18 protein-coding genes are annotated in these 23768 nt (G+C 64.9%); 11 read left to right on the top strand and 7 right to left on the bottom strand.

Annotated elements, in window-relative coordinates; all coding sequences use genetic code 11:
* Positions 1-69: 69 nt before the first annotated feature.
* From ACO2Q4_RS09615 to ACO2Q4_RS09600, 4 genes are read right to left on the bottom strand one after another with little or no spacing between them, the layout of a single operon-like run.
* Positions 70-852 carry a heme ABC transporter ATP-binding protein gene (locus ACO2Q4_RS09615; protein ID WP_423318926.1) on the bottom strand — a complete coding sequence of 261 codons (783 nt, stop codon included), beginning with the start codon at positions 850-852 and terminating at the stop codon, positions 70-72.
* Positions 849-1919 (bottom strand): FecCD family ABC transporter permease, encoded by a 1071-nt coding sequence (locus ACO2Q4_RS09610; RefSeq protein ID WP_311759105.1) that lies wholly within the window; start codon positions 1917-1919, stop codon positions 849-851. The genes ACO2Q4_RS09615 and ACO2Q4_RS09610 overlap by 4 nt, the downstream gene beginning before the upstream one ends.
* Entirely contained in the window at positions 1919-2803 is an 885-nt protein-coding gene (locus ACO2Q4_RS09605; protein WP_423318923.1) for a heme/hemin ABC transporter substrate-binding protein, read from the bottom strand. The genes ACO2Q4_RS09610 and ACO2Q4_RS09605 overlap by 1 nt, the downstream gene beginning before the upstream one ends.
* Positions 2800-3840 (bottom strand): hemin-degrading factor, encoded by a 1041-nt coding sequence (locus ACO2Q4_RS09600; protein WP_423318921.1) that lies wholly within the window; start codon positions 3838-3840, stop codon positions 2800-2802. Before ACO2Q4_RS09600 ends, ACO2Q4_RS09605 begins: the two co-directional genes overlap by 4 nt.
* A 157-nt stretch (positions 3841-3997) precedes the next feature.
* Between ACO2Q4_RS09600 and ACO2Q4_RS09595 the strand changes: the two genes are divergently transcribed.
* The 3 genes from ACO2Q4_RS09595 to ACO2Q4_RS09585 all read left to right on the top strand — a co-directional run bounded on the left by ACO2Q4_RS09595 (position 3998) and on the right by ACO2Q4_RS09585 (position 9888).
* Positions 3998-6067: a TonB-dependent receptor domain-containing protein gene (locus tag ACO2Q4_RS09595; RefSeq protein WP_423318919.1), complete on the top strand. Its 2070-nt coding sequence runs from the start codon at positions 3998-4000 to the stop codon at positions 6065-6067.
* A gap of 175 nt (positions 6068-6242) precedes the next feature.
* On the top strand, positions 6243-8645 hold the full coding sequence (locus ACO2Q4_RS09590) for a mechanosensitive ion channel domain-containing protein (RefSeq protein WP_423318917.1): 2403 nt from the start codon (positions 6243-6245) through the stop codon (positions 8643-8645).
* Between the two features lie 40 nt (positions 8646-8685).
* Positions 8686-9888, top strand: coding sequence for an AGE family epimerase/isomerase (locus tag ACO2Q4_RS09585; protein ID WP_423318915.1), 1203 nt, complete (start codon positions 8686-8688; stop codon positions 9886-9888).
* Positions 9889-9892: 4 nt separating this feature from the next.
* Here ACO2Q4_RS09585 and ACO2Q4_RS09580 read toward each other — a convergent pair whose 3' ends face one another.
* Positions 9893-13114, bottom strand: a complete 3222-nt coding sequence (locus ACO2Q4_RS09580; protein ID WP_423318912.1) for a hypothetical protein — start codon at positions 13112-13114, stop codon at positions 9893-9895.
* A 445-nt stretch (positions 13115-13559) separates the two neighbouring features.
* Here ACO2Q4_RS09580 and ACO2Q4_RS09575 point away from each other — a divergent pair, with 445 nt between their 5' ends.
* Both ACO2Q4_RS09575 and ACO2Q4_RS09570 read left to right on the top strand, forming a co-directional pair.
* Complete coding sequence (locus tag ACO2Q4_RS09575) at positions 13560-15104, top strand: S8 family serine peptidase (protein WP_423318910.1); 1545 nt, start codon at positions 13560-13562, stop codon at positions 15102-15104.
* A gap of 10 nt (positions 15105-15114) precedes the next feature.
* On the top strand, positions 15115-15369 hold the full coding sequence (locus ACO2Q4_RS09570) for a hypothetical protein (RefSeq protein ID WP_311759113.1): 255 nt from the start codon (positions 15115-15117) through the stop codon (positions 15367-15369).
* A gap of 5 nt (positions 15370-15374) precedes the next feature.
* Here the strand turns inward: ACO2Q4_RS09570 and hmgA are convergent, their stop codons facing one another.
* Positions 15375-16760 carry a homogentisate 1,2-dioxygenase gene (gene hmgA, locus ACO2Q4_RS09565; protein WP_395133229.1) on the bottom strand — a complete coding sequence of 462 codons (1386 nt, stop codon included), beginning with the start codon at positions 16758-16760 and terminating at the stop codon, positions 15375-15377.
* Between the two features lie 132 nt (positions 16761-16892).
* Between hmgA and ACO2Q4_RS09560 the strand changes: the two genes are divergently transcribed.
* Positions 16893-17318, top strand: coding sequence for a MarR family winged helix-turn-helix transcriptional regulator (locus ACO2Q4_RS09560; protein ID WP_395133227.1), 426 nt, complete (start codon positions 16893-16895; stop codon positions 17316-17318).
* A 9-nt stretch (positions 17319-17327) separates the two neighbouring features.
* Here the strand turns inward: ACO2Q4_RS09560 and ACO2Q4_RS09555 are convergent, their stop codons facing one another.
* Entirely contained in the window at positions 17328-18191 is an 864-nt protein-coding gene (locus ACO2Q4_RS09555) for an urea carboxylase-associated family protein (protein ID WP_423318907.1), read from the bottom strand.
* Positions 18192-18323: 132 nt separating this feature from the next.
* Between ACO2Q4_RS09555 and ACO2Q4_RS09550 the strand changes: the two genes are divergently transcribed.
* The 5 genes from ACO2Q4_RS09550 to ACO2Q4_RS09530 all read left to right on the top strand — a co-directional run bounded on the left by ACO2Q4_RS09550 (position 18324) and on the right by ACO2Q4_RS09530 (position 23756).
* Positions 18324-19958 (top strand): acyl-CoA dehydrogenase family protein, encoded by a 1635-nt coding sequence (locus ACO2Q4_RS09550; protein WP_423318905.1) that lies wholly within the window; start codon positions 18324-18326, stop codon positions 19956-19958.
* 253 nt (positions 19959-20211) lie between these two features.
* A complete protein-coding gene (locus ACO2Q4_RS09545; protein WP_423318903.1) occupies positions 20212-20952 on the top strand; it encodes a hypothetical protein in 741 nt (246 codons plus the stop codon).
* Positions 20953-21030: 78 nt separating this feature from the next.
* Entirely contained in the window at positions 21031-21792 is a 762-nt protein-coding gene (locus ACO2Q4_RS09540; protein ID WP_311759118.1) for a DUF2092 domain-containing protein, read from the top strand.
* Positions 21789-22415 (top strand): hypothetical protein, encoded by a 627-nt coding sequence (locus tag ACO2Q4_RS09535; protein WP_423318901.1) that lies wholly within the window; start codon positions 21789-21791, stop codon positions 22413-22415. Before ACO2Q4_RS09540 ends, ACO2Q4_RS09535 begins: the two co-directional genes overlap by 4 nt.
* 90 nt (positions 22416-22505) lie before the next feature.
* Complete coding sequence (locus ACO2Q4_RS09530) at positions 22506-23756, top strand: CHAD domain-containing protein (RefSeq protein WP_423318899.1); 1251 nt, start codon at positions 22506-22508, stop codon at positions 23754-23756.
* Positions 23757-23768: the final 12 nt, after the last annotated feature.

The raw sequence follows: 23768 nt of genomic DNA, 5'->3' as shown, positions 1-23768 counted from the left end.
ACGATGGGGACGGTTTTGTCAGGCCCTGTCGAAACGCGGCGACAGCCTGTCGGCCGTCGCCCCGATCGGTCAGGCGGAATGCCCGGCGGTCTGTGGCAGGATCCAGATCCCGTCCCGGGGCACGGTGTTCACCTGCAACTGGCAGCCATAGGCCCGCGACAGGCCCGCGTCGGTAAAGACCTCGGCCGGGGTGCCCTGCGACAGGACCTGTCCCTTGCCCATCAGCACGACCCGATCCGCCAGCAGCGCGGTCAGGTTCAGGTCGTGCATGACCGCAACGACGCCGCCGCCACGGCGGGCATAATCGGCGGCAAGCCGCATCACCGTCAGCTGATGGGCGATGTCCAGGCTGCTGACCGGTTCGTCCAGCATCAGCCAGCGCGGCCCCTCGGGATCGACGGGCTGCCAGACCTGTGCCAGCACGCGCGCCAGTTGGACGCGCTGCTGCTCTCCGCCGGACAGTTGCTGATAAAGACGACCCGCGAACCCTGCCAGATCGACCGCGGCCAGCGCCGCCGGAACCAGCGCCCCGGCATGCTCGTCCCGCGCCTCCAGTCCGATGCGGACGACCTCGGCCACGGTAAAGGGAAAGGACAGGGCCGTCGCCTGCTGCAGCACGCCGCGCCGGCGGGCCAGCGCCTCGGGCGTCAGGGAAGACACGTCCCGCCCGTTCAGCGTGATGCTTCCGCGCGGGGTGATTTCGCCGGTCAGGGCACGCATCAGCGTGGTCTTGCCCGATCCGTTGGGTCCGACGATGGCGGTGAGCTGGCCCGGCTCGGCCCGGAACGAGACGCCGGACAGGATCTGCTGGCGGCCAAGGCTGACGAAGATGTCGGTGGCGATCAGGCTCACAGGTCCAGCACTCCGCGGTTGCGCAACAGGATCCACAGGAAGAACGGCCCGCCGATCATCGCGGTGACGATCCCGATGGGCAGTTCCGCCGGGGCGATCAGGGTGCGGCTGACCATGTCGGCCAGAAGGAGCATGATCGCGCCCAGCAAGGCCGAGTTGACCAGGAGCCAGCGATGGTCGGGTCCGCTGGCCAGCCGCAGCAGATGCGGCACGACGATGCCGACAAAGCCGATCCCGCCCGAAACGGCGACCGCGGCCCCGGTTGCGGCGGCGACAGTCAGGATCGCGCGGCTTTTGACGCGCTGGACGCGGATACCCATATGGCCTGCCGCGGCCTCGCCCAAGGCCAGGGCGTTCAATCCGCGCGCCAGCAATGGGGCGGAGGCCAGCGCAAGGATCATCACCGGGGCTGCGGCGGCAAGCTTGGGCCAGTTCGCCCCGGCGAGCGAGCCGAGCCCCCAGAAGGTCAGGTCGCGCAGCTGGCTGTCATTGGCCCGCAGGATCATCAGCCCGGCCAGGGCGCTGAAGATCGCCCCCAGCGCGATCCCCGCCAGCAGCATGGTCGCAACCGATGTGCGGCCCTGCCGCGTCGCCACCCGGTAAAGCAGCGTCGTTGTGATCCAGCTTCCCGCAAAGGCAGCCAGCGGCACCTGATACCAGCCGAAAGCTCCGGCCAAGCCGACCGGCAGCATGCCGCCCCAGACGATGGCCAGAATCGCACCAAGCGACGCGCCAGAGCTGACGCCGACGATCCCCGGATCGGCCAGCGGGTTGCGGAACAGGCCCTGCAGCAGCGCGCCCGAGACCGCCAGCGAGGCCCCGACCAGCATGCCCATCAGCAGGCGCGGAACGCGGATATCCATCAGCACGACCCGGTCCTGCACGGCTAGTTCGCGCCCGGCCAGCAGATCGGCCAGCGCGCGCGGCAGCGAGGTGCCCGAGGCACCCCAGCCCAGCGAGATGACGGAGACAAGGACCAGCGTCGCGGCCAGCAGCAGCCCAAGCCGTCGGGCCAGATGGCGACGGTCGCCGTCAAGCCGGGGCATGTCCGGGCAGAGCGCGACCATCACGGCGCCCCATAGACCAGGTCATGCAGTTCAAGCGCCGCCTGTCCGGTACGCGGGCCAAAGCCCAGAAGCTTCAGCCCATCCATGATCACCAGCGCCCCCGAACGTCCCGCGGGCGTCTGGGCCAGCGCGGGCATGGCCAGCGCCGTCGCCATGGCGGCATCGTGCACCGACCCGCCATTTGCAGCGGCATCGGCGTCTGCTTCGCCCCGCTGCATCATCAGGATGACGTCAGGGGCAGCCTTGATGATCGCCTCGTCCGTGATGGGCTTGTAGCCCTCGACGCCTTCCAGCGCGTTCTCGGCCCCTGCCAGACGGATGATCCCGTCGGCCGAGGTTCCCGTCCCGCCCGCCATTACCCGCCCGCCTTGCAGCGACAGGACGAACAGGACGCGGCGCGGGGTTCCCACGGCCCGCGCACGTTTAGCGGCCGAGTCCAGCTCTGCCGCCAGTTGCTGGTGCAGGGCGCGACCTTTTTCTGGCACGCCCAGTGTTTCGGCGACGGTATCGACCTTTTGCAGGACGCCCACCGCGTCATGGCTTTCCCCGACCGCGACATAGGGCAGCCCGGCGGACTTCAGAACGGCCACCGCCTCGGGCGGGCCGGCGCCATCCTCGGCCAGGATCAGGTCTGGCGAAACCGACAGGACGCCTTCGGGGGACAGGGCCCGCATGTAACCGACATCGGGCAGGGCATTCGCCTGCGGCGGCCAGTTCGAGGTGGTGTCACGTCCGACCAGCCGGTTCTCTTCGCCAAGGGCATAGATGATCTCGGTCAAAGACCCGCCGATGGACAGCACGCGGCTGGCCTCGGGATGGGTTTCCGCGGCCATGGCCGGGACCGCCACGCCCGCAAGCAGCAGGGGAAGGGCCAGTCCCCTCATTCCGCGGCCTCCGCCTGCGCGGGCAGATCCGCAACCAGCGCGGCCCAGGCGGCGGCATCGCCGCCCTTTTCCGGGCGCAGGCCGAAGCATTGAAAGATCAGCGCGCCCTCCGCGTCGAAGGCCTCGACAGAGATTGCCGGTCCGCGCTTGGTCGGCTTTTCGACCGCCCAGACCTCGGCGACATGATCGCCGCGCAGGTGCAGGTTGAACCGGGGATCCATCACGTTCAGCCACGGTCCCATCGGTTTCAGAACCTCGAAGCGGCCTGAATGGATCTCGATACAGCCTTGATTGCCGACGAAGAACATGACGCCGGTTCCGGACTGGTGGACACGTTCGATCAGCGCGGGCACGGCCTCGACCGCAAGCGGTCTGGCTTGCGGCGCGCCGATGACGCGATAGGCCCCCAGCCGGTTCATCTTGAGCCGCCGGATCAGCGTGTTGAACTGGTGGGTATCCGTCATCTCGTTCCACTCCCGGCGCAGGGTATCCACCCGATCAGGGGCGGCGCGGGGCGGATCGACCGGTTCGCGCGCGCGGAACTCTGCGCTGTCGGATTGCTCGGGCATGGCAAGATCGCGCTTCAGCGCCTCCCATGCGGCAAGGTCCGAGGTAGCGCGCAGATGCACCTTGTGGACCGCGTCGCCTGCTGCGTCGAAGACCTGCACCGAACGGCGGGTGCCGCTGTCATCCGTCTTTTCGACGGCAAAGGCATGGACCCATTGGCGCGGGAACATGCGCATGTCGATTTCGGGGTCGACGGTCATCGCCGCATGGTCGCCGTCGTGGAAGTCGTTATAGGTGCCGACCTTTTCGATCACGCAGGACCGGTTGCGGGTCAGGGCCATGACTTCGCCAAGGGACTGGATGGCCGGAAACAGCCGGCCCAGCGTCGAATCGATCCGCAGCGCGCCGTGTCCGACCTGCGCGGCGACCAGCGCGCCTTCGGGCAGGCCCAGCCGGGCCGCAAGGTCAAAGGGGCGGGCAGGGTCCTCGGCCAGAAGACGGCGCAGGTCGGCGGGGGAGTGTTCGGACATCGGAGAGCCTTTTGTGGTTTTTGGTCTGGCACCCGTGGCTGAACGGCTGGGGGCGATCGGAAGAATCATTGACAATTTTAGTCTGATTAAATTACCCCGCGCAAGATGCCAGCCTCAGCCAGCCTTGCGTAAGAAATCACAAGCCTGACGGGGACCTATGTCACGTTCTTCAATTCACGTCGCGCTGCTGGCCAGCACGACCTGTCTTTCTGTGCTCGCCTTGCCGCTCGCTGCGCAGGAACAATCAAACGTCGCGGATGCCGATCCCGCGACCGCCGAACAACGCTTCATGCTGGACCCGCTGGTGCTGCGCGCGGGCACGCCCAAGGTCGCATCGTCGGTGCCGCAATCTGTGACCGTCGTCGACAGCCAGCAGCTTGACGACATCGCGCCCATCCATATCGGCGAGGTGCTGGCCACGGTGCCGGGGGTCGCGGGCGTCGGTTCGGGCAGCTTCTTCGGGCAGGGGTTCAACATCCGCGGCTTCGGGTCGTCCGGCACCGCCGCGTCCGAAGCTGGGATCGTCCAACTTATAGATGGCGAGAAGAAATACTATGAATCCTACCGTCAGGGTTCGCTTTTCGTCGAACCCGACTTCCTGCGCGCGGTCGAGGTCCTGCGCGGGCCGGGCTCGTCGACGCTGTATGGATCAGGCGCGCTTGGCGGCGTCATCGCCATGGAGACGATCGAACCCGGCGACCTTCTGGACGATGGCGACATCTGGGGCGGCAAGGTCAAGCTGGGCTATTCCAGCAACCCGGACACGGTGCTTGGCAGCGTCGCGCTTGGCTGGCGTCCAACCGAGGATTTCGAGGCCCTGACCGCCTTTGCCTGGCGCAAGATCGGCGACACAAAGGATGCCGACGGCAATACCACCGTCCGTTCGAACTCAAAGACGCCGAACCTGCTTCTGAAAGCCAAGAAGACCTTCGGCGATCAATATGTCGCATTCTCGTACCAGCATCTTGAGGCCAAGGGGACCGATCAGGACTTCAACCAGCTGGAAGGCGCGCAGATCGGGCTGTTCCCCGGCTTTACCGGTTGGGGCGTGGGCGACATCACCACGCGGGACCAGACCGCGAAGCTGACCTGGGGCTGGAACCCGCAGGACAACCGCTATGTCGATCTGACCGCAACCCTGTCCTATACCAACACCATGAAAGACGTGCGTCAGGGCGACGACCCGGACGAACCCATCATGGACACGCTGCTGGGCAAGCGCGATTATCGGCTGTGGAAGTTCAAGCTGATGAACGTCGCGGACCTGTCGGGTGACAGTTACGACCACTTCCTGACCACCGGAGCCGAGGTCTACAAGCAGGACCGGTCGTCCAGCGTGATCTCTTCCTCGCATCCCGAGGCCTATACCCGCTCGATCGCCGCTTATGCACTGTCCGAAGTGACTTGGGGCGATCTGACGGTGAACACCGGTCTGCGCTATGAAAAGCAGCGGACAGAACCCAAGGGCTCTGTCACGGCGACCGATGACGAATACAATGCCGAGGCGGTCGAGCCGCAGGTTGCCGCCATCTATCGCCTGAACGACAGCTGGTCGGTCTTTGGCTCGGTCGCCTTCGTGGACCGGATGCCGACCGTTGATGAGCTTTACGACAGCTTCATGGGCGGTGCGCCTTCGGGCAATCTGAAGGATGAGAAAGGCAAGAACCTTGAGATCGGCCTGTCCTATCGCGGGTCCGGCCTGTTGGCCGATGGCGACGAGGCGGTGATGAAGGTCACGCTGTTCCGCAACCATATCGACGACATGATCATCCGCACCAACGCGCTGGCCCCGACCCCTTCATATGTCAACGTCGACCGCGCCTATCTGAAGGGTGGCGAGCTTGAGGCGAACTACATCATCAGCGCCTTCGAGTTCGGTGCAGGGGTCTCGGTCGTCGATGGCGAGGATCAGGATGGGGTGGTGCTGGATACGCTGCCGAACGATCGCGTGACGCTGTCCGCGACCTATACCGCCAGCGATGCCTGGCGCGTAGGCCTGCGCAGCACGCTGGCAGCGGGCCGCGACAAGCCCGACGGGTCCCGTCGCGCCGGCTATGGCGTCCACGACATGTTCGCGACCTGGGCCCCGCAAGCGGGCATGGCCGAGGGGCTGGAGGTGCATATGGGCGTCGACAACTTCACCGACCGCGACTATACGCCCGCGACCTGGCTGACCGGTCCGGCACCGGGGCGGAACTTCAAGCTGTCCGTGTCTCGCGCGTTCTGATCCGCGCCTGACCGACCTTTGCGAAGGCCCTGTCTTTGGCAGGGCCTTTGTTCATGCCAGCACACCTCCTCGCGCGCGGCGGGCCAATCGAAAATGCCTGTTGAAGCCATTGAAGCTCAAGGGCTAGGTTCGCTGCAAATGGGCGGGTGAAATTCCGCACCTTGGGGGAGTTGGGATGCTGCAAAGATGCGAAACCTTGCGCCTCGGCGCGCTGCTTGGGGTCTGCCGGATTCCGGTCGCATGGATGCTGCTCGCGTTGGTCCTGGCGCTTGGCCCCTGGACCGGTGCCGCGCGCGCGCAGGACGCTGCCGCCACATCCCCCCCGCCCACGCTGGAACAGAAGGTCGACGAACTTCAACGCCTGCTGGCTGATCCGGACCTGCGTGCGGCACTGAGCAAGGCCCAGCCCCCGGCAGAGCCGGCAAGCGGCCTTGGCGGAATGGCGCGGCCGCGCATGGATTCCGCGCTGGACCGTTGGGTCGCGCGGATGGAGGCGCATGTCTGGGCCATCATCTCTGCCGCGCGCGATCTGCCGAGCGACCTTGCCCACGCCATCGAAAATGCCTTCGCGCTGATCGGGCAAGAGGGCTGGCTGCGTTTCCTTCTGTCCATCGCGGTGACGCTGGGCGCCGCCTTCGGCGTGGAAAGGCTGTGCCGGCGCGCCCTTGCAAACAAGCTGCCCCCCATCCCCGAGGACGCGGGGCAGAAGCCCGATGACCTGCCCATCCCAGCCGAGACCACTGCGGTGGCCGAACCGCTGGTCGCGGTGCCGGTTGCGGCCGAGCAATCTGCTCCCCCGGTTCCCGCTGAACCGGTGGCCGAACCCACGCCGGTGACAGAGGCAGAACTGGTGGCGACGCCGCCTTCGCCATTGCCCCCGGACGAACAGATCGGGGTTCCCGTTTCCGCTCTGCCGCCCGTGCCCGAAATTGCCGAACCCGGCCCGACAACCGATCCGCGCCAGATGGAGCGTATCGCGAACGGAATGCTGCCGCTTGCCGGTTTCGTGCTGACGGTGATCGTCCTGCACATCCTGCTGCGTGGGCCGGACCCGCTGGGCCCGCTGGTACAGCCCTGGCTGATCGCGGTGATGTTCGTGCGGGTAATCCGTTCGCTCGTACGCCTGTCCTTTGCGCTTCCCGACGCCGCGACCCGACCCGAAGCGCGCGGTTTCTGGCTGCGTCGCATCACCCAGATGGCGGTCGTTTTTGTCGGCGGCTGGGCCATCAGCCACTCGGCAGGGGTGCTGGGTGCCCCGATGGATTGCGTGATCCTGCTGCGCTACCTGACCGGATTGGCGCTGCTGATCATGACGGCGGTGACGCTGTGGCGCAATCCGGGCGTACTGGCCGACCCCGCTGCCGGCCGGAAGCAGCGGTTGTTCCTGACCTTCTGGCTGGCGCTGATCGCATTGTTTGAAATCGCGGGCGCGTTGCTGTTCTTCTGGCTGGCGGTCTATGCCGTCGCGTTGCCACCCTTGCTGCGGCAGGTGACGCGCATCGTCCGCGGGATCGTCCCGCAGCGGACGGACATGGCGCGCGGTCACGCGATGCGGCTGGTGCTGTTGGATCGCGGTGCGCGGGCGCTGGTTCTGATCGGTGCGGCGCTTTGGCTGGCCTGGCTGGTTCGCAACGATCCGACCAGCCGGATCATGCACGAGGACACGATGGGCATGATCATCAGCGGCGCGCTGCGCGGCGTCATCATCCTGCTGCTGGCCGATCTCAGCTGGCACGTGCTCAGCGCCATGATCTCGGACAGCCTGACCCGCGCCGCTGCCTCGCAGGATCCGGGCGCGCTGGCCAAGACGGCCCGGATGCGGACCTTGCTGCCGATTTTCCGTTCAGTCGCGGGGGCAGCCATCCTTGTCATCGCCCTGATGATGGTCCTGGCTGGCATGGGGGTCGAGATCGGGCCGCTGATCGCCGGTGCCGGGATCTTTGGCGTCGCCATCGGCTTCGGCTCGCAGACCCTGGTCAAGGACGTGATCAGCGGCATCTTCTACATGATCGACGACGCCTTCCGTGTGGGCGAATACATCCAGAGCGGCAGCTATCGTGGCGTGGTCGAGGGGTTCTCGCTGCGCTCGGTCCGGTTGCGCCACCATCGCGGACCGGTCTTCACCGTGCCCTTCGGCACGCTTGGCGCGGTGCAGAACATGAGCCGCGACTGGTCCAAGGACAAGTTCCTGATCAATGTGCCCTTCGACACCGACATCGAAAAGGTCCGCAGGCTGGTCAAGAAAGTCGGCCAGACCCTGCAGGAGGATCCCGAATTCGGACCGCTGTTCATCCAGCCCATCAAGATGAAAGGGGTCGAGCAGTTCACCGATTACGGCATGACCCTTGCCGTCGCGATGATCCTGCATCCGTCCCCGATGTTGTCGACGATCCGGCGCCGTGCCTACAAGATGATCCGCGACGCCTTCCAGGAAAACGGGATCGACTTCGCATCGCCGACCGTGCAGGTGGCCGCCCATGCCAGCGACGACGAAGAGGGGGCCTCGGACCGTGCCGCGGCGCTGGCGGCCGAGCAACGCCGCCGTGCGGCCGAGGCGGCGAAGGCCGCTGGCGCCTAATCCCCGGCAACGGGGCAAGAAACCGGAAAGGGAGGAACTGATGACCGAGGAAACCCGTCCGCTTATCCCGGACGCCGATTGGCTTGACGGCCAGGCGCGGGCGTTGTGGGATTTCCACGCGGCGGCGCTGGATCCGACGGGCGGCTTTCGCCCGCTGGACCTGGAGGGCAAGCCCAGTGGGGACGAGCCGCGCGGACGCGGGGCGGCGCGCGCCCTGCATGACGTCTGCCGGATGGTCCATTCCTATGCGCTGGCGGTGCCACAGGGTTATCCGGGGGCCCGCCAGATCGTCGATCACGGCATGGATTGGCTGCTTGGCCCCCAGCATGACGACGTGCACGGCGGCTTTTTCTGGTCGGTCGATGATGCCGGGCCGGTCGACAGCCTGAAGCAGGCTTACGGCCATGCCTTCGTCCTGCTGGCGGCGGCCTCGGCGGCGCGGGTCGGGCACCCCGATGCAGAAAATCTGCGCGACCTGGCCATGCACCCGCTGCGCGCGCATTTCTGGGACGTCGATTTCGGTGCAGTCAGCGACACTTTCGATGCGGATTGGCGCAACGGTCTGGACTACCGCGGCCAGAACGCAAACATGCACCTCACCGAGGCGCTGCTGGCCGCGCACGCCACCTGGGGCGATCCGTCCTGTCTTGTCGCGGCGACGGGGATCGCCGAGCGCCTGCTCAATCGCAATGCGCGGGCAGCGGGCTGGGTCGTCCCCGAACATTTCACGCGCGATTGGCACGTGGACCCGGATTTCGACGGGGATGCGATGTTCCGCCCCTCGGGGACGACGCCGGGCCATGCGCTGGAATGGAGCAGGCTGGTCCTGGACCTGTGGAACCGGGGCGGGCGCGTGCATGACTGGATGCCCGAAGCCGCTGACGGACTGTTCCGGCAGGCGGTCAAACTGGGCTGGCTGCCCGAAGGGGGCTTTGCCTATACGCTGGGTCAGGACGGCGCGGTTTCGCGCGACTGGCGATTGTGGTGGCCCTGTGCCGAGGGGATCGCCGCCGCGTGGACTTTGGACCAGTGCCGCCCCGACACGTTCTATCGCGAATGGTATGCACGCTGCTGGGGCTTCGCCGACCGCTTCTTCATCGATCATCGGAACGGTGGGTGGTTCCACCAGATCGATGACACAGGCCGGCCCGCGACCGGCATCTTTCCCGGCAAGCCCGACATCTATCACGCGCTTCAGGCCTGCCTGATCCCCGCCGGGCGGATGTGGCCGGAACCTGCCTGAGCCATCAATTTGTCGTCCCGGTCGTGTCTGGCGCGGCCGGGACCGGTTCGTCGCCCTTCAACCGGGGCTGAAGGCCATAATTCTCTTCGTTCTCGACCGCGTTCAGCAGGAACAGATAGGCCAGCGCAGGCGACATCTCGCGTCCCGGAAAGCTTGAGGCGAAGCGGCTGGTCATCTCGGTCCGGTTCGAGAACATCTCGTGGATGCGACGCTGCACGAACTGCACCAGCCTTGGATTGCTCAACGAGATCAGGAAGGCATAGGGCTCATAGGACAGGTATTCCGCACCCTGTGGCCGCTCTATATTGCACGAGCCATTGACGCGGACCCAGGATTCCAGCCTTCCCAGGATCAACTCGCGATCACCCATATAGACGCGCCTTTGTGTGCCGTGGGCGGTGCAAAGCCAGCGGATCAGATCCTCATGGCTTTGGCGGGGGCAGAAATGATAATCGGGCCAGGGGGCCTGCTCAAACGCTTGGCGGCGCGGACCGGGTGGCGGCGGCTGGTAATCCAGGGCGCAGACAGGGTCCGAGATCAGCGAGATGGCCTGCGGGCAGGCATTGGTTCCCGCGGTTGCGCAATCGGCGAAGGCCGGATTGTCGGTGACGCGCCGGGCAAGATCCAGCGTTGCAGGCGACAGGTTCATCTCGGGACTGGCGGCCAGCTTTTGCAGGCGCTCGGCGACGTCGGACAGGTCCTGCAATTCCTGTCGCAGCAGCGCCCGGTCCTCGGCCATGCCGATGCCATAGACCTGATTGCTGAAGCGGTTCCAGCGTTCGATCGCCACTGCCGCGTGCCACAGCAGGTTGCAACGTTCGAACAGCAGGGACCGCTGCGGGGGCAGCAATGCCTTGAAATAGTCGATCTCGCAGACCTTGCGTGCGACGTCGCGGGCGGTCGTGTTCTGGACGTAGCCGATCACCACCTCGCCCGAAGACCGCGAGACCAGTTCCAGAAAGGACACGCCCGAGGCGAAGACGATGGGGGAATAGATCCCGCGTCCCGCGCGTTCGCGGTCCGAAAACCGCATGGTCACGGCATCGCAAAGCATATCGATCGGCTCGGCCTCCGCCACGCCGGTTCCGGGCGGGGGCGGAGAATCGGGATCGCGCAGCCGGGAAAATCGGTCCTCGGCCGTCACCGGGACGGCCTTGATCCGATAGCGATCGTCCCCGGCAAAGATGTCAAAGCACAGGTCGGCCAGGAAACCCTTGAAGGGACGGGTCTCGGCCGGGTTCGCGCGGTTGCGGTCGCGATAGGAAAAGGGCGGCGCGTCGGCGCGAAATCCCACGACCACTTCCTCGGGGGGCGGGGCAACTTGCGCCCGTGCATCCATCGCGGGCAAGAGCGCAAGCAGCGCGATCACCGGCAGGCTGCGGGGCAAAACGCGCGCGGGCTGCATCCGCGTCCGTTCCGGCAATTCGCCAAAGACCCCTGCGGCCAGGAAGGCCAGGATCACCAGAATGACATGCCCCACCAGGTCGAGCCGTCGCGCACAGTCCAGCGTCGCGATGACGCGCAGGCCGGGGCAGTGAAAGGACAGGCTGCCGTTCCAGAAATAGCTGTGCTGCACCGACAGGAATCCGACGCCCACCGCGCAGAAGACGCCATACCACAGCCGGATCGAGGTCGAGGCGCGCAGGTCCGCCGACATCAGTGCGACCGGGATCAGGACGATCAGGACCACGGCCTGCGTGGGATAGTAAAGCAGGAACGGAACCGCTCCCTTGAACAACAGGCTGTAGAAATAGGTGGCGTTCGGTGCGACGAAGAACGCTCGCAGGGCTGCCACACAGACCAGCCCGATCAGCGAGACCGAGATCCCAAGGCAAAGGCAACTGAGGATCTGGGACAGGTAATTGTTTGGCCTGTGGGACTTGCGCGCGCGCGCCCAGTCGCCCGTGTCCCACAGGAACTGGCGCAGGGAAAACGCGGCCAGGAGCGGCAACCATGTCAGCGAGGCGATGCGCAGCGTCTCGACCAGTGCGGTGATGAGCATCCCGTACAGGTTGCTTTCGTCGACGAACTGCCCGATCGGCTCTTGCAGGCCTCGCCACGCCGCCGCTGCATAGATCACGAAGACTGTCAGGATCGCAAAGAACAGCCCGGATTCCGGGCCGGTGCCAGAGGTGTCGGGGCGTTCGGTTTCGACCAGCAGTTCCTGCAGCGCCAGATCGGTGACGGTGCGGTTGGCCGTGGCGGCGTCTGTGTCCGGGCTGTTGATGTCGCGTTCCAGGAAGATCGCTAGGATGCTGACCAGGTCGAAACGCAGCGCCTGCGCCCGGTCCAAGGCCGAGCCGATATATTCATTGAACCGCGTCTTGCGCACGGTCGTGTCGGTTTCCTTCCCCTGTGGCGGGCTTTCGGACATGCGTTGCTGGAATTCGTTCAGCAGCAGATCGGCTTCCTTGACGAAGTCGCGCTCGATCTGGCGCACCTCCTGCGAGACTTCATGTCCAGGCCAGCTGCCCCGCGCGGTCTTGGCCCAGAACACCAGCAGTTCAAGCTGGGACAACAGCGACAGAAGTTCGTCGATGCGGGACTGGCGCTGGTCGGCAAGCTCGACCAGCCAGTCGTGATGCCGCATCGAGGCGTTCCATTGCGTGTGATATTGTCCAAGCTTGGTGCCCAGCTCCCCCTTGCCCTTGCCGGCCGCGCAGGCCCGTTCCAGCGTGACAATCAGGTTGCGCATGGTCTGTTCCAGCCGGACCGGAATGCCGACCGCGCGATAGGCTCGATTGCGCAGCCAGCTTTCAGTCAATTCGACAGGGGGCAGCATCTGCGAGAGTCCGGCAAAGGCGAAGGCCAGCATCAAGGGCCATTGCGGGCTGTCGAATTGCAACTCGTCCAGATCGACCTTGATCCCGGCCACCGGGATCATCTGCGTCGATTGCAGGATCAGCTTGCCGAAAAAGGTCAGCGATACATAAAGCAGCAGGATCGATCCGGCATAGATGAAATAGGCGCGGACCAGTGCACCATTGCCGCCCAGATCGCTGGGGCTAAGGTTGGTCAGCGCGCGCGATGCCGAATGGACCTCGGATTTGCGCCGGAACCTTTGCCAGGCGAATATCGCGACGAATACGCAGCCAAAGGCAAAGGCGTATAGAAACGCCGAGGTGAACTTCACCCCCATCATCGGCAATTGTGCCAGCTCTTCCGCCCGAAGCTGGTTATAGGTCCATAACGACCACGGAACCCCGGCAGGCCACGGATTTTCCACGCGCCCTCCGCACCAAATGACAACTACAGTCTAAAATTCGCTCGTACTGAAATGGACGCCTTGTTCCCGGCCGGTCAGCAGCGCTGAACGTTCGGATCGCACGGCCCGGCTTGTACCGGATCGGTCGTGATCGCACCGACGGAGGTCAGGGCAAGAAGCGTCACAAGGGCAACATATAAAATCTTCATCTCGAATCTCCTTCCCGAAGATCAAATATAGCACGTTTCGCGCGATGCGTTAAATTTGTCTGTTTTGTGCGTTCTGGTTGTCAGACCACGACGATGAAGAGAAAAGTTCTGTGATTCATCCATAATCAATTGATAACAATTCAGAACATCATTTCTGTGCGCTATCTTCTGCCGGCGCTTGACCCCACGCCGGATGTCGAGGTTTTCTGGTGGTCCCAGCCCCGGCATTGCAGCGGCGCTCAAAAAGGAAGTGCGCGATGGCCCGAAAAACGCGGAAATATGTCGTCCTGCCGCAAGACAATGTCTTCAACGACCGGATGGAGACGACAAGTTTCCGACTGTTCCAGACCATGCACCGCCACCTGTTCCGGGGCGATGGGGCAGCCATGATGGCGGCCAGCCTGCCCACCGGTACGCGGGAGGGGCAGCGGCCGCCGACCCGGCCGCCACAGCGCATCTTGGATACGGATGCCGGGCCGATCCGTCTGATCGACTCGATCGGCGTCGATGAGGCGTCGTTGGTCAGCATGACCCCCGAGCAGGCATTCGTGCTGCAACGCGCATATCCGGGCCTGCGGGTGCGACCGGAGTTGAGGCTTTATCCGCTGCGTCTTGGCCAGCTTGAACTGGTGCGCAAGCAGGCCAAGCCCGCCGCCTTTCGGACGGCGAAGTCGCTGGCCCTGCGCTGTGTGGACGCCGATAGCGGCAAGCCGGTGGCAGAGGCCGATATCGTCGTGCTGCTGGACCCGAAGAAGGGTTTCGGGATCTCGGGCGTCAGAACGGATGCCGAGGGATGGTTCCGCACTGCGCTTCCCGCGGCGCAGGATCGGATAGCGGCCATCATCTGTTCGCCCCATGCGGGCTATTGGCAGGGCGGGGCCGAGAATGTTGCGGTCGATGCCGCGGGGGAAACATCGGTGATGATCCATGTCCCCCCGATCCGGGAAGGTTTTCAGGATGCGCTGTCGCGCATGGTCAAGCCTTCCCGCGACGATGACGGCCGCGGCGTCAGGGTCGCGATCATCGATGCGGGCGTCGATCCGGCTCCGGACCTGAACCTTGCCGGTGGGTTGAACACCACCGGCACCGAACCTGCAGACGAATGGTTCGACAATGGCTCGGGGCACGGCACCCATGTCGCGGGAATCGTGGCCCGGATCGCGCCGGCGGCACAGCTTCACGCCTATCGCGTGTTCGAGCGGGGCGAGGGGGGAGCCAGCGAATTCGCCATTGCCCGCGCGATCCGTCAGGCGGTCGACGATGGCTGCGACATCATCAACCTGAGCCTTGGCCAGCCGCTGGAACCGATCGCCATCACGCGCGAGGCGCGACGCGCGCGGGCGATGGGCGCGGTCTGCATCGCCGCCAGCGGGAACGACTACATGTCGGCAGTGTCCTATCCCGCGCGGTCATCGGCGGTGATGGCGGTTTCCGCGGGCGGTGTCATCGGAAGCTGGCCCGAAGGCGCGATCACCGGGCGCAATGTCGCCGCGCGACCCGCCCCGATCGGCGAGCGGTTCTTCGCAAGCTTCAGCAATATCGGCCCGGAACTGGACTTTATCGGTCCGGGCGTTGGTATTATATCTTGGGTCAATGCAAGGGCCAAAGGGGTGATGGACGGAACGTCGATGGCATCTCCCGCAATTGCGGGCCTGTTTGCCAGGCTGTTGTCGCGCAATCCCGCGCTTGTCGCGGCGGCGCGAAATCAGCAACGCTCGGACGACATCATCCGGATGGCAAATGAACATGCGAAGCCGATCGGTTTCGGCAAGGAATACGAAGGCTCCGGCTTGATCGGCTAAGGTTTTGAAGATGAGCGCACGTCAGGGAAGCATTCGCAATTTCGTCCTCGTCTATTCCGAGGCGGGTGATCCCACGCGCGAGGAAACCGCCGAGGTGCTGGATCACCTGAAATCGGTCAAGGCCCAGGAGGTCATTCCCGGCACGATCAAGGTCACTGGACGCCAAAGCGAGGTTGAAAAATGCCTGGACGGGCTGAACCAGTGGGAGCTGTCCAGCGAAAAGATCCTTGCCTTTGACCCGCCGCATAAATCGCAACTGCGCTAGGCGGGCTATTTGACGCCGGGCGTACCGTCGAACTTCTTTTCCAGCCGGTCCCAGACCTCGATATATTCCTGCTGCATCGGGGCTTCGCGGGCTGCAAATTCGGTCAGGTGCTGGGGGAAGCGTGTTTCGAACATGAAGGACATGGTGTTGTCCAGTTTCTGGGGCTGCAATTCTGCGTTGCTGGCCCCTTCGAAGGCGTCGCGATCCGGGCCATGCGGCAACATGCAATTGTGCAGGCTGATCCCACCGGGTGCGAAGCCCTGTGGCTTTGCATCATAGACGCCGTAGATGTTGCCCATCAGCTCGGACATGATGTTCTTGTGATACCAGGGCGGGCGGAAACTGTGCTCTGCCACCAGCCAGCGTTCGCGAAACAGCACGAAATCGATGTTCGCGGTCCCCTCTTGCCCGGACGGCGCGGTCAGAACGGTGAAGATCGACGGATCGGGGTGATCGAACAGCACCGCGCCAACGGGGGCATAGGTGCGCAGATCGTATTTGTAGGGGCAGTAATTGCCATGCCACGCCACCACGTCCAGCGGCGAGTGGTCGATCCAGGTTTCGTGGAATTGCCCACACCACTTGATGACGACGCGCGAACGCGTCTCACGATCCTCGAAGGCGGCGAGAGGGCATTTGAAGTCGCGCGGATTGGCAAGACAGTTCGCGCCGATGGGACCGCGATGCGGCAGGTCGAATTTCTGGCCGTAATTCTCGCAGACGAAACCGCGGCATGGTCCGTCCAACACCTCGACGCGATAGACAAGTCCCCGCGGCAGGATCGCGATCTCTCGAGGTTCGATCTCGATGATGCCAAGTTCGGTGCAGAAGCGCAGGCGACCTTCCTGCGGGACGACCAGCAATTCGCTGTCCGCGGAAAAGAAATACTCGTCCTGCATTGAGCGGGTGACAAGATAGACATGGCTGGCCATTCCGACCTGGATGTTCACGTCGCCTGCGGTGGTCATCGTCCGCATTCCGCTGATCCAGGTCAGGTCCGCATCACTGTCGGGCATCGGGATCGGATCCCATCGATATTGACCAAGCGACATGATGTTCCGGCGATGCGGATCATGGGGCAGGATATTCGGCGCCGTCCGCCAATAGGGCAGGTCGATCGGCGCGAAACGCCCTGTATGATGGACCGAGGGTCGGATGCGATAGCACCAGGTCCGTTCATTCTTGCCCCGTGGCGCGGTGAAGGCGGTCCCCGAAAGCTGTTCCGCATAAAGCCCGTAATTGCATTTCTGGGGGGAGTTCTGGCCTTGGGGAAGCGCGCCCGGCAGGGCCTCGGTTTCGAAATCATTGCCAAAGCCCGGCATGTATCCGGGCAGCGTGCCCACGCTGCTGCTGGCGCGGGTCAGGGGTGGGGGCATGTGCTGAACCGTCATCGGAACTCCTCCTTCTCCGGCGAAGGTCGTTGCTTGTGCAACAAAGATACCGTTGCATCAGCAACGACGTCAATCCACACTTGTGCGGACGCGAAATCTGGTGTCGTTGCAGGCAAAAATTCGGGACCAGCCATGCCGTTTCATCTTGAGGAATTTCTGCCCTATCGCTTGAGCGTGGCGGCCACGCAGGTCAGCCGCCGCTTCGCCGCGCTTTACGCGGCCGAGGCCGGGCTGAGCATTCCCGAATGGCGCGTCCTGGCCCATCTCGATCAATCGGCCGAAGTCAGCGTCCGCGACATTCATCGCCGGGTCAATCTCGACAAGTCCGTGGTCAGCCGCGCCGCCTCGCGGCTTGAGGGGGCGGGGTTGGTCTGCAAGTCGGGCCATGACCGCGACCGGCGCCTGATCGTCCTGAAACTGACGCCGGGCGGCAAGGCACTGATGGATCGGCTGGCCCCCTTGGCCGAGCAGTTTCAGGCCCAGCTTCTGGCCGAGCTGGGCGCGGACGCCACTGGGCTTGGGCGTGCATTGGACCGACTGGGCGCAAGCAGGGATTAGGGCAGGCGCCTAGCCCCGGCCGTGGCTGCGGTCATAACCGCTGACCGGTAGCGGGGCCCAGCCAACGGGCGGCCCGGTCGGGCGCAGCACCTCGACCGCCAGCGGGTGACAGTTCGCCGCGTCCGAGGAATGCTCGGACGAGCAATCTCCGCCCGGACAGGCCGACATGCAGGCGAGCAGATCGATCTCGGCAAAGAATTCAAGGTAATCGCCGGGACGGACGGGGCTGGCCTTCATGAAATACTGACCGGTATCGCGGGTGAACCCGGTACACATGAAGACGTTCAGGACGTCATGGACATGGGCCTCGGCCTCGGTGAGCGACAGGCCGGTGTGATCGGCAAGGGCGCGGGTCAGGTTCGAATGGCAGCATTGATGATACATCCCGCCATCGCTGAGTAGGTTATGGGTATAGGGGTCGCAACGTGTCCCGATGACGTCATGGACGGCGGCCCCGAAAGCGTCGAAGCCATACCAATCCAGCGTGTCGTGGGTGATGGTCGCCATCGGTCGCAGGAAGGGCAGGTTCGAGAAAAGCTGATCGCCCCGGCCGACATGCGTGCCGTTCAACGCCCGTGTCTTGCCGGTATAAAGCCGCTCGGCCATATTCGTCGCGTTGAACAGGTTCAGGTCGCCGACCTGCGGGCCTTCATGGCAATGGATGCGACAGAAATGCCCGGCCGGGATGGACCAGCACCGCGCATCCCGTGCGGGAATGATGACCCGGGCCACCGGCTCCAACCCGTCCCGCAGGGCGCGATACGCGTCAAGATCGGGCCGCGGCAGCGTCTCGACCGGATAGCAGATGACGGGGCGGACCGCCTTGCGCGCCTCGGCGTCCGGTGGCGGTGGGGTCAGAACATTCGGTTTCATGGCGGGTCCCTTTGCCGGGTCATGGGGACAGGCTCCCAGCATCGGCACGGTCGCGCAAGCCCCCGCATGCGAACAGGGCGACTCGCGCGCTGTCATGACCTAGACTTGAACGTGAACGATCAGGAGGAGGTCATGGCCAGGCTTGACGGGGTCTCGGGGCTGCACACCCATGAGGTCCAGAACCAGCCCGCCCCGGCGGGCGACCGCGATCTTTGGCAGGACGATCCGGCCCTGCGCCGCATGCTGCCCGGCGATGGGGCAGGTGTTGATGCTCTGGCGCGATACGGTGAACTGCTGGGCCGCTGCGATACCCGCGATGCCGCGCGTGAGGCGAACCGCCACCCGCCCGAACTGTGCCTGTTCGACAGCGGCGGGCGACGGCTGGACGAGGTGAAGTTTCATCCCGCCTATCACCAGATGATGAGCATGTCGGTCGCTGCCGGGTACCATGCCGTCGCGTGGCAAGGTGGTGAGGCCGGGCATCGGACGCATGCAGCGATGGTCTATCTGGCAAGCCAGGTCGAGCCGGGGCATTGCTGCCCGCTGACCATGACCTATGCCGCCTATCCGGTGCTGCGCGCCGCGTCGGGCCTGCCGGGCGATTGGGCCGACCGGATGCTGTCGGATCGCTATGACCCCTCGGTCCAGCCGATGGCGTCGAAGGCGGCCGTGACGGTCGGCATGGCGATGACCGAGAAGCAGGGCGGCTCCGACATCCGCGCGAACACCACGCGGGCCGAGGCTGATGGCGCGAACTGGCGGCTGACCGGCCACAAGTGGTTCTGCTCGGCCCCGATGTCGGACGCCTTCCTGACGCTGGCGCAGGCTCCGGGCGGGCTGACCTGCTTTCTGGTCCCCCGCTGGCTGGACCAGGGGCGCAACGCAATCCGCCTGCAGCGGCTGAAGGACAAGCTTGGTAACCGCTCGAACGCGTCAGCCGAGATCGAGTATGATCGCGCCCTTGCCTGGCAATTGGGTGAGGAGGGGAACGGGGTGCGCACCATCCTTGAGATGGTGCACCACACGCGTCTGGATACCGCAATGGCACCCGCCGGCCTGATGCGTGCCGCCCTGCGCGAGGCGGTGCATTGGGTCAGCCATCGCAGCGCCTTTCAACGCCGTCTGGTCGACCAGCCGCTGATGCGCGCGGTGCTGGCCGATCTTGTGCTGGACTGGCAGGGCAGCCTGGCCCTTGGCATGCTTGTCGCGCAAAGCTTCGACGGTCAGGACCCCGAGGATCGCGCCTTTGCCCGGATCGGGGTCGCGCTGGCGAAATACCTGTCGAACAAGCTGTGCCCGACCGTCGTCGCCGAGGCGATGGAGGTCATGGGCGGCATGGGCTATGTCGAGGATACCCCCTTGCCGCTCCTGTATCGCGAAGCGCCGCTGAACGGGATCTGGGAAGGCTCCGGCAACATCATCTGCCTGGACGTCCTGCGCACCTTGGCGCGCGATCCGCTGGCCGCACGGATGCTGGCGGCGCGGCTGGAGGCAGTTCAGGGGCATGACCCCGCGCTGGATGCGGCACTGGCCCAGCATCGCGCGCGTTGGGGCGCCGATGTCCCCGAGGCTGAGGCACGCTGGTTCGCCGAACGTAGCGCCCTGCTTCTGGCAGCGGCCGCGCTGGTCGATTCCGCTGAACCTGCAATTGCCGAGACCTTTATCCAGACACGACTTGCCGGGGATCGCGGTCGTCTTGGCGGCGCGATATCCGGCCGTTCGGCCCAGCGTATCCTTGCGGTCGGCCTGCCCTTTGCAGGGGAGTGACCCGCCGCGAGGTGCCATTATTGCGTGCGCGAAAGGACACGCTGTTCCGGCATCCGGTTGCGCTCACTTGACTTGGAGCGGAACTCTGGAATTCTGGAATTCCGCTGTCCTCGCCGGACCGCGCAAGACCCGATGCAAGATCGCAGACCCAGCCGCGCTGGGACCAGATGCGCGGATCGCCGTGGCGGCTGCCCGAATGGGCGGAAACTGCCTTGCGGCCCAGGGACGGACGGTGAAAAAGGACATGCTTTCGATGAAGAAGATCGCGATATTGGCCCTTTGTGGCATGCTGCCCATTCCGGCGCTTGCACAGGACGGGGGCTGGGACTTCTCGGCCTCGATCTATGCCTGGGTGCCCGGTCTTGGCGCGACGGTCGACACGCCTTTCGGCGAACTGGAAAGCAAGTCGACGGGCGGCAATGTCCTGGACAATCTGGATATGGCCTTCATGGGCGCTTTCGAGGCGCGCAAGGACCAGTGGAGCGTGCTGCTGGACCTGCTTTACACCAAGCTTTCGACCAGCAAGGACGCGCCTTTCGGCGAGGTGTTCTCGCAGGCAAACGTGCAGGCGGAGGTCACCGCGTTTAGTGGCTATGGCCTTTACCGCTCGTATGAAAGCGACCACCTGATCGCGGATATCGGTCTGGGCCTGCGGGCCTTCAAGATCGATCTTGGCACCGAGTTCGAGTCGGGGGACCTTGGTGGTGACGACCACAGCTTTGGCGGTGACCGCAGCTGGGTGCTGCCGCTGGTGGCCGGGCGCTTCATCGTGCCCTTCAACGAGAACTGGTTCGGCACAACCTTCTTCGACTATGGCCAGACCCGCAGCGACGTGTCGACCTGGCAGGGACTGGTGACGGTCGGCTATCATTTCAACGAAAGATGGTCGATGCAGGCCGGATACCGCTATATGGATGTCCAGCAAAAGATCGGCGGGCTTGATGCGGACCTTGAGTTCAGCGGCCCCGTCATCGGCGTCACCGCGCATTTCTGACGGTCGCGCTGGACTCGCATTCGGCATTGTAGTCTGATGCGCATGATCTGACCGGGAACCAACCGGAGGAGAGGACAAATGCGTCTGCGCAAGCGGCTTGTTCTGGGAATCCTTCTTGCAGCGATGTCAGGGCCGACATGGGCCGAAGACGCGGTAGAGCCTGCTGCGATCGATGCGCTGCGCAAGATGGGGGCACATCTGGCGACGCTCGACCGCTTCGCGGTGCAGGCGGATACGGAAATGGAAATCGTCCTTGATGATGAGCAGAAGCTGCTGATCGGGGGCGAGATCACCTATCAGGTCAGCCGTCCCGACCATCTGAGGGTCGATCTGGTCACGGATGTGGTGAAGCGGCAGCTGTACTATGACGGCAAGCAGGCGGCCTTTGTTGCGCCGGAAGAGGCCTATTACGCGTTGATCGAGAATCCCCCGTCGACGATCCATGACCTGCTGGCCGAGGCGGCCCAGAAATACGCGTTGTCCTTTCCCGCCGCCGACCTGTTCGAATGGGGCACCCCGGACGAGCCGGTCGACGAGGTGACCGAGGCGTTCCTGGTCGGCAAGGCCACGATCGCCGGGCAAGAGACCGATCACTGGGCTTTCCGCACCGAAGATCAGGATTGGGAGGTCTGGATCGGAACGCAGGGTTCGCCCCTGCCGCTGCGGGTATCACTGACCGACCGGCACGACCCGGCACGCCCACGCTATATCGCCACCTATGCCTGGACCGAGCAGGGCGAGTTCGGCGACGATATCTTCAACTATGCACCCCCCGAGGGTGCCCGGCGTATCGACTTCCTTGCGGCCGCTCCGCCGGACGATGCGGGAAAGCAGCCATGACCCTGGGTGTGAGCAGCAAATTCGTCCTGGCGGTTTCCGCTTTGGCCGCCATTGGCGGTGTGGTCCATGCGCCCATGGCCCTTGCTCGCGGCGGTTTTGGTGGCCTGCGCATGGGGGGAATGCACATGGGTGGCGGCCATATGGGCGGAATGCACATGGGCGGGGGGCACATGGGCGGGGGGCATATGGGAGATCACATGGCCGGCCGGATGGGCGGTGGTCCGCCCCATCCCGGTGGTGGCCCCCATCCCGCCGGGGGCGGGGGCCATCCGCCGCATCCGCCGGGGCCGCATCCCGGTCCGGGGCCACATCCGCCTGGACCCGGTCCTGGGCCGCATCCGGGGCCCGCGCCCCATCCGCCGGGGCCACCGCCTGACGGGCATCATCACCACCCGCCGCCACCACCCGGTCCCTATTGGCCGGGATATTGGGACGACGACGACGATTTTCTGTGGGGCGCCGCGACTGCGCTGGCCATTGGCACCATGGTCCGAAGCGCGCCTTCGGGATGCGCGGATGTGCAAGTCGGCAACCACATCTACAAGCATTGCGGAGATACCTGGCTTCAGGCCGCCTATAGCGGACACCAGCTTGTCTATATCGCGGTGGAAGACCCGCGCTGATCCGGGTGGCGTGGCGCGACGCCGACCCTCTTGCACGGGACGGGCGCCACGGGCCTAGTATGGTCGGCATAGCCAATCGCCGGAGCACACATGACCGCCATCGACATCACCGTTCAGGTTCCGCCCGGCACCGGCGATACTGCGGGAGCCAGCGCGCTGCTGGCAGCAGAAATCGAACGGCAAGCGGGTCGCGCGGCGACGCCCGGCGCCGAGGACATCGGCCCGGCGCGTTTTGCCCTGTTCGCGGAACGCCACAGCTGGCTTCTGGTCGAAGGCAGCGCGCCCCTGCATATCAACTTGGATCGCGGGATGCTTGCCGCCGCGGACCGTTTCGCGCCGTTCTGCGACCTGCGGCTTTTCGGGACCAGCCAAACCGTCCTGACCCTTGTGCGTCAGCTGGACGGAATCGTTCCCCTGCGGATCTCGGCCATGACCCCGGTCCAGCGGGGGGAAAGGCTGATTGCCGCTCTGCCTGGCTACGCCAAGGCCGAGCAGGTCGCTCTGAGCCGGGACATGGACGCCGTTCAGGGGTTCCGCGAAATCGCCTGCAACTGCATTCACCATTATCGCCTGAACGAAGACCTGCTTCATTGCGGCTATTCCGAGGAAGCGCTGCATCAGGCCCGCGTCGCAATTCGTCGCCTGCGATCGGCGTTTTCGATCTTCCGGCCGATGCTGGGTGCCGAGGCGGCTGGCGCGCTTGGCGACGAGTTGCGCTGGCTGGCCCAGGAACTGGCCGAGGCGCGGGATCTGGACGTTCTGGTTGGTCGGTTGCGGGCCGGAAGCCTGCGCGGTCGCCTGCTGCCGATGCGCGATCGCGCACATGAGCGCGTGTTGGCGACGCTGCGCGACAGCCGCTCGCGCCTGTTGATGGTGGACCTGGCCGCATGGCTGCAGGATGGCGACTGGTTGCAGGACCGCGACCATGCGGACGCCCGTGCCTCGCGCCTGCCGGAACTCGCCTCGGGGGCACTTGATCGCTATCTGCACAAGATGCGCAAATTCGGCCGGGATCTTGCCAAGCTTGAGGACAGCGACCGGCACGAACTTAGAAAGACGGCGAAGAAATTGCGTTATGCCGCTGATTTCTTTGCACCAATATGCACCCGCAAGGCGATGGCGAAGCCGCAAAGGCAGTTCCTGGCCTCACTCGCGTCGTTCCAGGATCTGATGGGGGTGTTGAACGACCGCGCCACCGCGCCGATCCTGCTTGAAAAGCTGGGTGTTCTGGACGACCCAGAAGCCGCTTTTTTGCTTCAGGACAAGGACAAGCGGTCGGAATTGAAGGCGGCGGTGCGCGCACATCAGGAGCTGCTGAGCACCCGACCTTTCTGGAGATAGGTCTTGACCTCG

It is taken from the genome of Paracoccus sp. KR1-242 (assembly GCF_049446195.1).
Taxonomy (GTDB): Bacteria; Pseudomonadota; Alphaproteobacteria; order Rhodobacterales; family Rhodobacteraceae; genus Paracoccus; species Paracoccus broussonetiae.
The sequence above is the reverse complement of the archived record's forward strand: the minus strand, read 5'-3'. Positions and strand labels throughout refer to the sequence as shown.

Bases quoted from the DNA above. Each gene is read 5' to 3' on its own strand.
- ACO2Q4_RS09595 (WP_423318919.1), top strand. From the start codon at position 3,998: ATGTCACGTTCTTCAATTCACGTCGCGCTGCTGGCCAGCACGACCTGT.
- ACO2Q4_RS09590 (WP_423318917.1), top strand. From the start codon at position 6,243: ATGCTGCAAAGATGCGAAACCTTGCGCCTCGGCGCGCTGCTTGGGGTC.
- ACO2Q4_RS09545 (WP_423318903.1), top strand. From the start codon at position 20,212: ATGAAGAAGATCGCGATATTGGCCCTTTGTGGCATGCTGCCCATTCCG.
- ACO2Q4_RS09585 (WP_423318915.1), top strand. From the start codon at position 8,686: ATGACCGAGGAAACCCGTCCGCTTATCCCGGACGCCGATTGGCTTGAC.
- ACO2Q4_RS09530 (WP_423318899.1), top strand. From the start codon at position 22,506: ATGACCGCCATCGACATCACCGTTCAGGTTCCGCCCGGCACCGGCGAT.
- ACO2Q4_RS09575 (WP_423318910.1), top strand. From the start codon at position 13,560: ATGGCCCGAAAAACGCGGAAATATGTCGTCCTGCCGCAAGACAATGTC.
- ACO2Q4_RS09560 (WP_395133227.1), top strand. From the start codon at position 16,893: ATGCCGTTTCATCTTGAGGAATTTCTGCCCTATCGCTTGAGCGTGGCG.
- ACO2Q4_RS09610 (WP_311759105.1), bottom strand. From the start codon at position 1,919: ATGGTCGCGCTCTGCCCGGACATGCCCCGGCTTGACGGCGACCGTCGC.
- ACO2Q4_RS09555 (WP_423318907.1), bottom strand. From the start codon at position 18,191: ATGAAACCGAATGTTCTGACCCCACCGCCACCGGACGCCGAGGCGCGC.
- ACO2Q4_RS09600 (WP_423318921.1), bottom strand. From the start codon at position 3,840: ATGTCCGAACACTCCCCCGCCGACCTGCGCCGTCTTCTGGCCGAGGAC.
- ACO2Q4_RS09605 (WP_423318923.1), bottom strand. From the start codon at position 2,803: ATGAGGGGACTGGCCCTTCCCCTGCTGCTTGCGGGCGTGGCGGTCCCG.
- ACO2Q4_RS09535 (WP_423318901.1), top strand. From the start codon at position 21,789: ATGACCCTGGGTGTGAGCAGCAAATTCGTCCTGGCGGTTTCCGCTTTG.
- ACO2Q4_RS09540 (WP_311759118.1), top strand. From the start codon at position 21,031: ATGCGTCTGCGCAAGCGGCTTGTTCTGGGAATCCTTCTTGCAGCGATG.
- ACO2Q4_RS09550 (WP_423318905.1), top strand. From the start codon at position 18,324: ATGGCCAGGCTTGACGGGGTCTCGGGGCTGCACACCCATGAGGTCCAG.
- hmgA (WP_395133229.1), bottom strand. From the start codon at position 16,760: ATGACGGTTCAGCACATGCCCCCACCCCTGACCCGCGCCAGCAGCAGC.
- ACO2Q4_RS09570 (WP_311759113.1), top strand. From the start codon at position 15,115: ATGAGCGCACGTCAGGGAAGCATTCGCAATTTCGTCCTCGTCTATTCC.